General features: G+C 46.6%; 10 protein-coding genes and 1 pseudogene. All 11 read right to left on the bottom strand.

Annotated features, from left to right (window positions below; translation table 11 throughout):
* Positions 1–1,486: T6SS effector BTH_I2691 family protein (locus tag V2H77_RS13030; RefSeq protein ID WP_341499139.1), on the bottom strand; the 1,486-nt coding region annotated here is incomplete at its 3' end.
* A 32-nt stretch (positions 1,487–1,518) separates the two neighbouring features.
* Positions 1,519–1,725, bottom strand: coding sequence for a hypothetical protein (locus V2H77_RS13025; RefSeq protein ID WP_341499138.1), 207 nt, complete (start codon positions 1,723–1,725; stop codon positions 1,519–1,521).
* A 486-nt stretch (positions 1,726–2,211) separates the two neighbouring features.
* Entirely contained in the window at positions 2,212–2,532 is a 321-nt protein-coding gene (locus V2H77_RS13020) for a hypothetical protein (protein WP_341499137.1), read from the bottom strand.
* Between the two features lie 188 nt (positions 2,533–2,720).
* Positions 2,721–3,125: a cytochrome c oxidase assembly factor Coa1 family protein gene (locus tag V2H77_RS13015; RefSeq protein ID WP_341499136.1), complete on the bottom strand. Its 405-nt coding sequence runs from the start codon at positions 3,123–3,125 to the stop codon at positions 2,721–2,723.
* A 123-nt stretch (positions 3,126–3,248) separates the two neighbouring features.
* On the bottom strand, positions 3,249–5,996 hold the full coding sequence (gene tssH / locus V2H77_RS13010; RefSeq protein ID WP_341499135.1) for a type VI secretion system ATPase TssH: 2,748 nt from the start codon (positions 5,994–5,996) through the stop codon (positions 3,249–3,251).
* A 199-nt stretch (positions 5,997–6,195) separates the two neighbouring features.
* Entirely contained in the window at positions 6,196–7,875 is a 1,680-nt protein-coding gene (locus V2H77_RS13005; protein WP_341499134.1) for an OmpA family protein, read from the bottom strand.
* A gap of 16 nt (positions 7,876–7,891) precedes the next feature.
* On the bottom strand, positions 7,892–8,536 hold the full coding sequence (tssL, locus tag V2H77_RS13000) for a type VI secretion system protein TssL, short form (protein ID WP_341499133.1): 645 nt from the start codon (positions 8,534–8,536) through the stop codon (positions 7,892–7,894).
* On the bottom strand, positions 8,533–9,891 hold the full coding sequence (tssK, locus tag V2H77_RS12995) for a type VI secretion system baseplate subunit TssK (RefSeq protein ID WP_341499140.1): 1,359 nt from the start codon (positions 9,889–9,891) through the stop codon (positions 8,533–8,535). Before tssK ends, tssL begins: the two co-directional genes overlap by 4 nt.
* A gap of 20 nt (positions 9,892–9,911) precedes the next feature.
* Entirely contained in the window at positions 9,912–11,444 is a 1,533-nt protein-coding gene (gene tssC, locus V2H77_RS12990; RefSeq protein ID WP_341499132.1) for a type VI secretion system contractile sheath large subunit, read from the bottom strand.
* A 43-nt stretch (positions 11,445–11,487) separates the two neighbouring features.
* A pseudogene (locus V2H77_RS12985) lies at positions 11,488–11,586 on the bottom strand (type VI secretion system contractile sheath small subunit); the annotation flags it as partial.
* A gap of 788 nt (positions 11,587–12,374) precedes the next feature.
* Complete coding sequence (locus V2H77_RS12980) at positions 12,375–12,815, bottom strand: hypothetical protein (RefSeq protein WP_341499131.1); 441 nt, start codon at positions 12,813–12,815, stop codon at positions 12,375–12,377.
* Positions 12,816–12,838 lie beyond the last annotated feature (23 nt).

Below are 12,838 nucleotides of genomic sequence, written 5' to 3'. Positions count from 1 at the left end.
TGCTACTCAGTTCATTCAGGTACTTTTCCATCGTGAGGGAAACCGGTTTATGGAAGTGCTCAGCGATGTCTTTAAGTCCATCCGGTATTTTATCCCAGGCGAGAGAGCCGTAATCTCCACCGGTCTTTAAGACGCCGTGAGTTCGCTCTATCCTTTTATCACTGTTCATCACCAGCGCACGTAACAGCAGATTATCCGGCGTGATGGCGACGCTCATCATCTGCTCTTGAAAATAACGCGAGGCTCCCAGTTTGTCCTGCATGCCGGCAACACAATCATGAACCGACTGAACAAACAGCGCACCGCTGTAATCGTCCGTGCTATCAAAGTTATGGTCAAAATAGTCCAACAAAATCTGGCTTTTCATCCAGTCCAGATACATCTCGGTCATCGGAGAGATAATGGTATTGTCATACCGCGTCAGATCGGTGGTGAACCGGTCCATAAACGCTTTTTCTTTATCACGGTCAATGTACTTCTCGTAATCCGCCCAATACTTTTGTACCAAGGGCTTTAATGCCATATCATTTAAGTAATGCGTGGTATCCGCTCGCCTTTCAGAGCCAGGAATATAATATTCACCATCAAAGCCGCCATACCGGACTTCATTCTCCTCAGTTTCGTCTTTAGTTAGCTGATCCCGCTCAAACTGCCGGCACACCGCCTCTTTCAGCGTACTCAAAGAAGCCGAAAGCCCAATCCCCCGGATATAGTGTGGATTGTCATGAAACTGGGTTTTTAACCGGTAATTCGCCAGCGCGGTAATATCCTGCACCACAGCAACCGGATCAGGCAGGTACAGTATGACCCCTTTGTCTGGCATTAACTCTCTCTCTGCCCACCATAGATCATTCTTATCAAACGGAGATTTCCCATTCCAGTGAGAGCGGGTGTAATCAACAATACGCCGGTTGGTATCTATTCTCGTGTGGTATTCCGCGACGCTATCCGCCAGTGACGAAAACGGCAGCGCATTTTCTCCCTCTCCACTATTTAGCCATGTTTCCATATCAAAACGTTGCATATATCGCGCACGGTATGCCGGATCTTCATGCTTTTTACGTACCGCGTCCGTCCACTCCACCGCCGACCAAGCAAACCAAAAGGCTTTGTTTGCCACCCCTTTCGGCAACACCGGTAATGTTACCAGCGAAGCACGCGCCAACTCATTTGGCTCATCAATGCACGGTTTCATTTCACCACTGGCTAAGCGAGGAGGCACTTTGCCATTTTCCGGCAGGGGATAATAATACCCATCATCAGTCACGTAATAATTTATCCAGCCATTAACCAGCTCATCCCAGATATATACAAAACCTTCACGCAGCAGACGGGTGGTATAGCCGGTTTCGCCTTTTCTCTCTACCGGCATCGGTATGCTCGCAGGCAAATCCGGCACGCCATCACCCTGCGCCTTAATGGCAGGACGAACCAGTAAAACAGGCAGCCCCTTGCGGGTACAAAAATTACAGCCAAGGTTATTCACAATAAAATCTCCTGTATTGCACACAATTTATTTCAGGTTTTCCGAATTAAGGCGGCCTTGCAACGCCGGATTTCAAGCCGGTAACGGGCATGGCCCGGCAACACGGGTTTATTCGCCTGGAGCTGACGGGCACGCAGCATTTTTCTGTCCATCAATAGTTTTCCTCCGATATCAGATAAAGCGGTCGGTTCACTCAGCGAAAAGGGCGCCCCACTTTTTAATAAAGTGCCTGTCGTCATAAGCGGTTATGTCAATTCAACTACCGAAAATCCAACCGAATATATCCTCGGTTGTTAACCCTGATAAATGCGGGGAACAGTCAATTGATGCCGGTACTGCTTAATTGAGAGCTAACCAGAATAACAATAATCGCGAAGGCCAGTCATCTGCCCGCGAATTAATAGATTCATTAACTACCTATAGAGTGATGGAATAATTTATATCCTCCCTGCGGGTGAATATAAAGATCAAGTCTTTTTTTATCAAATAGCACAATATGTTTAATATCAACGGCAAAATTCACCTTATTTAAACCAAATATAAACAGGATTTAATTTGTTTATATAAAAAGATTGCATTGATTTAAATAATATGAAATCAATTTACCCTTCCGATATTCACTCCTTTCAAATTTATTGAAATAAAGTCTATTTTTATATTATTTTCAATAGGTTAAATAATATAAAAAACCCATCTTATGATTAATATTCACTATCATCCATACGTTACCGATGCGTAAAAAAAGAATGATTCTCAGTTATATTCTGCGAATGAGAATAGATTGCATTATTTAGCATAACTCTATCAATATATTGTCGCTCTTGATGCCAAAAATGATATATCTCCAACCGATCACCCAAGAGATATAACCGCAACCCAAATGCGGCCAGCCATATTAAGCCCACCACACCCAAAATTATCCGCCATTGTTGCTGCCTGATGTATCCAGAGCAGAACACATAGCAAGTCATACCGATGCAAACAATAATCATGCCTGAAACCAGCCAATGCCATAGGATTACGATGATAGCGTTATTCCAGCCCATACTTTTGCCTTTATAGAAATCCTTTGAAATAACCTAAAACCACATAGAGAAAACAATATTTTATGACTCAGAATAAAATATCATTGACTCTACGTTGCTTAATTTTCTCTTTTAAGAATGATTCTCATTACTTTTCAATTAAATCAGCTCACGCACGTTTTAATAACACGCCACAAAGAACATAATCTTTATTTCATGGGATTATCGACTACCAGTAAATCTATCAATCGTCCACTTGAATCTGGTTGAACAGTAATATTTTTATATCGCCACTGTCCTGCATGTTTATTTGCATCAACATGCACCGAACCACCAGACCGATTTCCTGTTATAGGAATGTCCAATTCCGCTTCTCTATCGTTAATACTGCCAGAAACAAACCAGCCTGCTTCTATTGGCTGGCCTAAAATATTTTTCACAACAGGATTACTTTGTGCCAACGATAAAGCTTTTTTATAGGGCTCCGAAGATTTCATTACGCCCATGACAATCATAAATGCACCTACGATGAAAACAGGAGTAAACCAGACAATCATCAATTTCCATTTACGTGCCAACCAATTGCGTTTTTCAGTTACATTTTTTGCTTTCATCTCTTTAATACCTTTTCATTAGGGCAAAACCCTATGCACAGTTTCGTATAATTCATTTATACCCGTTATCTTTCAAGTTGCCTCTTTGTTGGCTGCACTCGCTCACCCCGGTCACATAGTTCTCTATGCTCCCGGGGATTCACTCCTTTGCCGTCGCGATGCACCTTGAAATCCATAGGGTATAACCATTACTTGTTTTTCCTCGATATCCAATGAAGCAACCGGTTCAGTATCAGTAAACGCAAGGATGATCCCCTCTTCTTCGTCAAAACCCAACGTCACGCCAGCAGGTTTATTGTGATGGGCCAGACGTTCCAACAACGCTTGTGAGAGCACCGGTAAAATTTGCTGGTTAAGCAGGCTGTCGATATTACGCGCTCCACTGTCCGGCAATAGACAAGCATTAACTAAAGTGTCGCAAAGGCTGCTTTCTACCATGCAAGTCAGGCCGTAATGGCTATGAAGACGTCGAGTGACTTGCTCCAGTTTGATTTCAACAATGCGTCTGAGCGCATCAGCCTGTAACGGGCGGTAAATCACGGTCTGAAAGCGAGCCAACAGAGCTGGCTGGAAGTGATCACGCAGCATCGGATGTAACAGTTCATGCAACATAGCATTCGAGGCATCAGGTTGTTGCGCCAATAACGCCATCAGTTGATCACTGCCCAGATTTGAGGTCATTAAAATCACGGTATGACGAAAATCGATTTCACGCCCTTCGCCATCACGCATAAAGCCGCGATCAAATACCTGATAGAACAGGTTAATGACGTCACGATGGGCTTTTTCCACTTCATCCAACAACACCACACTATACGGGCGTTTACGTACCGCTTCCGTTAAGATCCCCCCCTGACCATATCCGATATAACCCGGTGGTGAACCTTTAAGCTGAGAAACGGTATGCGGTTCCTGATATTCCGATAGGTTGATAGTGATCAGCGAACGCGCTCCGCCAAACAGGTTATCCGCCAATGCCAGCGCGGTTTCGGTTTTCCCTACTCCGCTCGGCCCAACCAACAGGAATACGCCCAATGGCCCCTGTTCCGGCGTCAATCCGGTTTTAGCGGCACGTAAACGTTGGGCGATTTCCCGTAGCGCCGCCCCCTGACCAATAACCCGTTCCCCCAAATGCTGCTCCAAATGCAGCAAACCGGTCTGTTCGTCTTTCAACAAGCTACTTAATGGAACGCCGGTCCAATCAGCGATCACTGTTGCTACCGAACGCACATCAACATCCGACGATAGTAACGGCTGCCCTTGTTGTAGTGTCGCCAGTTGCTGTCGCAACAGGGCTATATCATGCTGCCGACTGATGTCCTGCCGGGCATCGAGCAACTGTTGCGTGAGCTGTTTTTCCTGTTGATACTGTTTATCTCGCTGTTGTTGTTGTCGACACAGTTCATGGCGCTGCATGTCAATTTGTGCCAAACGGTCTGAATGATGGCCTTGCCCCAGTGCGATATCTTCCAAGATCGCCTGTTGTTCTATCTCAAGCGCAGTCAATTGGGATTGAAGCTGCGTCAACGCCTCCGGTACCGTATCCAAGCCCATCCTGACTCGCGCGCTGGCGGTATCCAGCAGGTCTACCGCTTTATCTGGAAGCTGTCGCCCTGTCAGATAACGGCGAGATAAAGTGACCGCAGCTTTCACGGCATCTTCCTGAATATGTACACCATGATAGCGGGCGTAACGCGCTTTCAATCCACGCAGCATCAGGCAAGCGGTCTCATCGTCCGGTTCATCGACTTTGATCGTCTGAAAACGCCGCTCCAGTGCAGCGTCCCGTTCAAAATACTGTTTGTATTCCGACCAAGTGGTGGCGGCAATCGTGCGTAATTCCCCTCGGGCCAGCGCAGGTTTTAGCAGGTTAGCCGCGTCAGCGCCCCCCGCCTGATTACCGGTACCAATCAGCGTGTGCGCTTCATCAATAAATAGCAGAATGGGGGCAGGCGACTGTTGTACCGCTTCAATGACGTTTTTCAGTCGCTGCTCAAATTCGCCTTTTACCCCGGCTCCTGCCTGCAATAAGCCCAGATCCAGCATCCGCACGCTGACGGTTTTTAGGCTGTCGGGGACATTGCCTGCAACAATACGCAGCGCCAATCCTTCCACCAGCGCGGTTTTCCCTACTCCCGGTTCTCCCACCAAAATCGGGTTGTTTTTACGCCGACGCGATAGGATGTCGATCATCTGGCGGATTTCGCTATCGCGACCAAATACCGGATCAATAACCCCCTCTGCGGCTCTGGCTGTGATATCCAACGTGAATTTGTCCAATACGTTCTGCAAAGCCGATGATAATGGCTGGCGATTAAGCGCATATTTATCGGGGTCGCTATCCTCAATTTCAGCGATTGATCCATCCGCCGTCAGACTCGTCGCTACCTGTATCTCCGGGCGTTCGTCCGATTGTTGATCCAGCAATGGGCGCAAACGTTGTAGTTGCGTCACATTCAGGTTGAGTAACGGCCAAGTATGATGGATACGCAGCCAAGCCGGTTGGCCACGCAGTACCTGCAAAAGATGTACCGAGCGAATAGATTCATTACCCTCTTCCAGAGAAGCGACACACCAGGCAACCTGTAGCAAACTACACAGGTCGCTCGATAACCGTGGGCGTTGATTAATGCTATGCGGCAAACGGTTAATCGTCGTCAGCAACGACTGCCACAACACATCCATATCCCACTCATAACGTCGAGCAACCACCGTAATATCGCCTTCGCCGCCCTCAAGCAGCTTGAGCAACCAGTGCTCCACAGTGATTTCAGCATGTGCTCGTGTCTGGCAAAATGCAGCGGCAGCTTCCAATGCCCGCGCGCAATAAGAATTTAAGCGGCACAATAGTGCAGTACATACGGTATCCATATTAAAGTCCCAGTTGTCATTAAGAGGTTAGGCGGCACTCAACAAATGCCCCCATTCTCAGGTAAAAATTTATCTGTCTGGCGAGGTTTTCCCTGCCAGTTCTTCGTTTAACAAATACTTCATCCTCTGAATTAAAAGCGTTGCCATACCCACGCATGGCAGCCTGTTAGCGCGTTAGATCTGATTGCGTTCCCAAAGATCATGTTTCTCTTGGTGGTGGTTGGCAGGCGGCTACGCTCGGCGGCATTAGACTGATTTCAACCCTACGATTGACCGCACGCCCCGCAGCGGTTGTGTTGGTCGCGATCGGCCGCGTCGCGCCTTCGCCTTTTACGACAAGGCAAGCCGGTGATACATCACTGGTTTGTAATATCCAATCTCGCACTGCCTTAGCCCGCGCCAGTGATAGCACGCTGTTTTTTGCAGCATCGCCGGTCGAATCAGTATGACCGGTTATCACCACCATCCAGCCCGGTTTAGCTTTAATGTCGATCAATGCGTTCACCAATACTTTGGCCGCTTCGGGCTTAAGACGTGACTGTCCAACGTCAAACAGCGACATGCTGCTCAGGTTCAATGTCTGCGGCAATGGCTTGCCGCTCTTTGGCACGGGAGGCGGAGATACCGGTAACACCGCATGGTTGATCACATCCATCAGCGGCGTATAAAGGCGATCGCCTAAATAAAGCCCCAACCCTAAGCGAATCGGTTCGCCGTCACGTTGATATTTCTCCAGCAATGTCGCATCAAGCTTAAGTTGATGGTAAGCCTGAACTTTCGCGCTATTATCTTTCACGTCAACTACCTGATAATGCTGTAAATCACTGCGTATCTGGCGCAACAAGCGCACGTTGTTCCAGGCACTAGCGGTCAACGCCAGACAGACAAACCCACTCAACAGGCCGATGCCCCAAATGACCGCTCGTCGGTGCGGTGTATGACCAACATAATGTGGCAACAGGCGTAACATGGCATCGGGAAATGGCGATACGTTCACCGCCTCAGCAATGCTGTGGCTAATGCGGGGTAAGGTGGTACGATCGACCAGCCATTTCGTCCACAAATTGTTTGCCTGCGGCGTTTGCGGCAAAAACGTCAACGCCATTGCAATCGGGTAACAAGGCTGGCTGGTCAACTCCGGCGATAGGCATTCGCCCAAGACGTTTTCCACCATCCAGCGTTGCCATGCCGCCACGACAATCGCCTGTTGTAAATGTGCAATGCGTTGCTGCGCATCCCCTTCGGTCAACCAGATATTCATCCCAACAGCGGCGTGTTTTTCTCCCCATACTGTCATTGTCGGACTGTCTGCCTGTAGCTCGAACCACGGGCTGGTATCGCCATCAAGATAGCCTGCGATTAATACCGGTGTATGACGGGCGGTCAGTTGAGTAACACGATCAACCTGATAGCGAAATTCCCTGATCTTGGCCGTCATCACCGCGTGATCTCGTTGCTGTTCAGGAAAGAGTGTCAATAACACGCTGATCTGCTTACACCAATCAGGTCTGGCTGCAATAACCGCTGCTACCAGTGCGCTCATCTCACTTTGTCTCGGCACACAGATAAAACAGCCTTGTGGCGTGAGACGTATCGGCTCTTGCGCAAACAGCGTTGCCACGCTATCTCCGCAGGTTAGCACCACAGGCTGACGCCACGAGGCCGCAGGTAATGCCGCCAACAAACGGCAAATATTGTCCTGATGGGATATTTCAGGTGTGGTACGTCCCACCCGCCGCCAGGCAATCACGGCTACCATCAAGATCGCGGCCAACCACAATGCAACAGACACATTCCCTAGCGGCAAGAAAAACAGACATAACAGCGCCGCCAGAACACAAGCTAAAAGCCACAGCGCTCGTTTTAGTACGCAACTCAATTTGCTCTCCTCAGCCTTATCCAACAGACAAATATTGCCGAAGGTAGAGACGCAGACCGCACCACACCAAAGTTATTCCGGCTACGGCCAAGCATCCCCAAAACCACGGAGATCGCGCACGCCAACATTGGTCCCGATGATGGTTTGCATGGGGACGTATCATCTGATGAGGTTGCACCGCCATCGCCCCTGCACGATCAGTCAGTACATCCAGTAATGACTGGCGTTCCTGAGAGATCTTTTCCCGATCGCCTCCCTGAAAGCCCAGTGCCAATACGCGCTGGAAACCCGCTAATACCAGCAGAGAAGGTTGGGGTTGATCCAGCACTTGACGTATACGTTCAAACAGCCGTTCTCCCGCATGGTTGCTATTGCAAAATCGTGTCTGCAACGGCGTTTTCGACCAAGTTTCATAGCCGTTATCCCGCTCAGGGCGTCTGAGTACGGTTTCATCCAGCAACGCACACAAGGCATAGATGATGTGAGCCATATTTTCTTCGCTGATACTACTTGTACTTAATCGCTGCCGTGCCTCTTCTACCAACTCAACCCCTTTTTGATATAACGCCTCACCGTGCAGCGATTTATCACCACTTTTTAGCGCAATCACTAACATCCCAATGTCAAGCATCAGGTCATCAATTAAGATCTCTTTATTCATGAACGTAATACCGCAAACAGTTCTAACTGAACGCCCGACAAGGTACCGGGCACATAGAAGGCGCAACTTCCCGCCTCCAACATGGCTTTTGCCATCGGGTTATTCAGATCGAAAGCAAAATATTGGTTTTCCAGCCGCAACGGGATCGCCGCCGGTACATGGCTGAGTGGATGTAAAGGAATGCCGCTCAATGACAGGTTAATCAGCCGCTCAACATCATCAGGCGCCCCCACTTTACACAGTTGCGGAAACTGGGTTTGCAACAGATGCGCCGGCATTGACGATCGCACAGAGAGATAGAAATCGGCCTCTTCACACAATCGCCTATCATGAAGTGAGGCTCTCCATTGATTTTCACGTACCATTTCCAGTTCAATCGAAATCACCCTTGATGGCAGACTCGCTTCAAGTAATGTACTGATAAGCCGGATCAACGGCGGGAAAACGTCACTTAGTTGGTTGTGTTGATAATCAGGGATCGCATCAAGATCGCTCTCCAATGAGAACGTCAGCAATGCGCCTGCTAATTTCACCAGTTCACGGTAGATAATTTCCGGGTGCAGTGCGGGCGCGGCGTTAAAATTATTCAACACCGGTTCATAGCTGTTAAGCGCATTCAGCAACCAGAACAGCGACACATCCGCGACCGCAAAATCTGCCATGCGTTGGTGGCTTTCACGACGCATTCCCATCAAACGGGTACGCTTAGCACGTAGCTGAGTCAACAGCAGATCAAGCTGCTCCAGCAATGGAGGATGAGCAGCAAAAGAGAGCAATGGCGGAACGAAACGATCATCCAGCATCCAACCGCTTTGCCCGTCACGCACCAAACGCGCTAACGGGCATGTTAGATAAGCCTCATTCTGGTCATGCTGAAAGCGTAGGGAAATTGCATGGCGTTCAACCGCAATGGATTCACGCCCATCGCCGTACTTATCCTGTATCTCAATCCACTCTTGCTGATAACGTAGCGGCGGTTGCCCCGGCCCTACGCTTTCACTACTCTGGCGGCAATTGCCGCCATTGGCATGCTCCAGCGGTAACGCCAGCAATACTTCAACAGAGCGCATATCCTCCGACGCCGCCTGCTGTAAATCACAGGCCGCGGGCAGATTGTCAGCATAATCGGTATCAATCAGCGTCCCATCCTGTAAACGAACCTTAAGATGCTGAACTTTCAGGCGGTTTAAGCGCAGAGCCTCCTGATCAAACCGAATATCAAGGACTCCCCAGGGATGAATCAGCCCCAGATGGGCAATACAGTTGTTAGTCAGCGCCTCCCAACGCGCTTGTTGCTGAAATTGTTGAGGGGCTAAAAAGGCGTCTTCAATCCAGAGAGGACGTAGAATTTTCATCATAACTCCCAATAAAATAATTACGATTTCGCTTTCGGCATCTGAGAAACCAGAGATAAATTGACGTCAATCCCTTCCACCTGAAAGTGCGGCACCGCATACAGTTTGACGCGGAAGAACCCCGGATTGTCATCAATGTCTTCAACCACCACCTGTGCTTCACGCAGCGGATGAGATGCCTGCATGTCGTCAGTGGGATCATTCATCTCCGTGACCAGTGTGTTGATCCAACTATTCAGTTCAATTTCGAGCAGACGCCGATCTTTAGTCGTGCCAATGTTTTCCCGCTGGATCAGTTTTAAATAATGGGCAATGCGCGATAGCAGGAAGATATAAGGCAGACGCGCATTAATACGACTGTTGGCCGTGGCTTCGCCAGTGTCATACACGGCGGGCTTCTGCGTGGAGTGAGCAGAAAAGAAGCAGGCATAATTGCGATTTTTGTAGTAAGAGAGCGGAATAAAACCCAAATTGGCAAATTCAAATTCACGGGTTTCCGGGATCAGCACTTCTGATGGGATCTTAGTCTGATAACAGGCACCCAAATCATAGAGAGGGGTCGGTAAATCGGTGACAGCGCCACCCGCTTGTGGACCGCGGATCTGCACACACCAGCCATTTTTGACAAAACTCCTGACCATATTGGCGGCAAAAGCAAAAGCGGCATTGGTCCACAAATATTTACTGCGATCCGGCCCACTTACGTTTTCGATATAATTAAACGTTCGCACCGGCACACTCTCCGGGCCATATGGCAGACGCCCCAACACTCTTGGAAAGGTGAGGCCAATATAACGGGCATCTTCGCTGTCGCGGAAAGATCTCCACTGGGTGTATTCAGCGCGTTCAAAATAGTGACCAATATCTTTCATCACCGCCACTTCATCCATGCTCTTTTTGCCAAAAAAGGCTGGCGCAACGGCAGTAATAAATGGCATATGCGACGCTGCCGCAACTTTGGCAATGTTGCGCAATAAAGCGATATCTTGCGATTCGGCGCTAAATTCATAGTCGGCAATCACTGCGCCAATCGGTTCGCTGCCCGGTGTGTCATATTCCTGAATGTAAGAATGGCGATAGAAACCGCTCTGAACAATTTCCGGCGCATCGTCAAAATCTTGCCGCAAATCATCCTTAGCTACATCCAACACGTCAATTTTGACGTTCTGACCGAGATCTGTTCGATCAACCAAGAATTTCAAACCTCGCCAGGCAGATTCTATTTGCTGAAATCCGGGTTGATGTATCACCACATCCAGTTGGCGGCCAATTTTGCGATCCAATTTGCCGATCTCAAAATCCAGCAATGCTTTATCCAACTGTTCAACTTTTTCAGTGGAGTCTTTCAGCAGATCGAGAAGAACGCTAACCGCCACGGTCACCCGTTCATCTTCCGTCACACCCAGTAATGCCTCACTGTTATGGAAGCACGCAATACCACTCAATCGCTCCACCGGACGTAAATTGATTTTCTCAAACAAAGACGGGTAAACCCCACCTGCACGATGGTTGGTCGTCGCTACAGAAGATGTAGCCTGCTCTTGTACAGTCATTCAAATACCTTTACTTAAAATCTTGTGAAAAATAATGTGACAATGCACCGCCAGTATGTAGATCCAATTTAATATTAATACGCACCTTAGGAACTTCATTTTGAAAACTTAGGGTCCTTGATGACTCCTTTCTTACTACCAAAAACAGAATAAAAATATCATGGTCATGGCATGATAATTTCCTGAAATAACATGCTTTATCAGATAGTTATGAATCGATAATTAAACGGACACACAAATTATGAGGGAACGAATAATGGCATCTGAATTGACGAACTCTCTAACAAAATCGACCCATGCAAAATAACCACAACTTAATACGCATCCTAATACAGAATTACAGCAGTAAAACATCCAACAAAGAAAAAATTAATCTTATATAGATAATAAAAGGGACAACATCAACAGAAGTTAAACAAGACAGAATTAAATAAAAATAAATGAAATCTAGAAAATTCTTAATGACATTTTATAACTAATTATAATTGTTACTATTTTTAACCCTTAATTTGTTTCAAATTGTAACAATATGTAATAATCAGTAAAAATAAGCGATAAATATCGAATAATTGTTATTATTGTTTCACGACTTTATTTAATCTTTTTCCCTAAATGATATTGATTATTAATTACATTATTCCTCATATGGCGTTATCCATCAAAAAGCGTATTAAGATTGATTCTTTATTACAATAATAGGTAAATGAAATCGTTTAATAAGGTAAATAGTGCGTAGATAGTTATTAGAGAGATAAACGATTTCTACGCGTATCAGCATTTCGATAAGTTAATTATTAGTTCGAATAAAAACTTACTTGATAGTAAGCCAAGTGAACTATCAATAGGGAAATTAAAATACTGAACAACACGCGAAGAAATGCTCTCATTTCTATTGATACAGAACGTTATCCGCTATATTCACTCATAACGCTATACCATTTCTAGATTAATATTATTATCATTAAACTCTAACGTTAGGATTTTATTTCCACCACCTCGATTATTACCAGGAATCTCTAATGCATCATCGTAACTAAACTCCCTATTTATGGAATATTTAACCGCATTTTCATTTGGTGGATTCCAATAATCCTGAAATATCCAAATATTAAATCTGAGTTCAGACCTCAATCCCTTCTCAGTATAAATATGAATTGCTTTATTAGGTTCATATTTATCACCTATCCAGGGAGCCCATAAATCGCCATGCCATTCAGACATCTTCTCCACAGAAAAGTTTTTCCTGGCGACATAGCCATGTTCAACGACAACTTTACAAGGCATTTTATTATAAATAGATTTAATATTTGTCACTCCCGCGATAACATTAATGGCTGGTTTATTATGAGTGTTATTCGATTTTCTTTCCATTTTATTCACCTATATCAATTAAT

Origin of the sequence: Photorhabdus sp. P32, from assembly GCF_038085095.1 — a bacterium.
Taxonomy (GTDB): Bacteria; Pseudomonadota; Gammaproteobacteria; order Enterobacterales; family Enterobacteriaceae; genus Photorhabdus; species Photorhabdus luminescens.
Note: the sequence above shows the minus strand (reverse complement) of the source record. Positions and strands in the feature narration are given on the sequence as shown.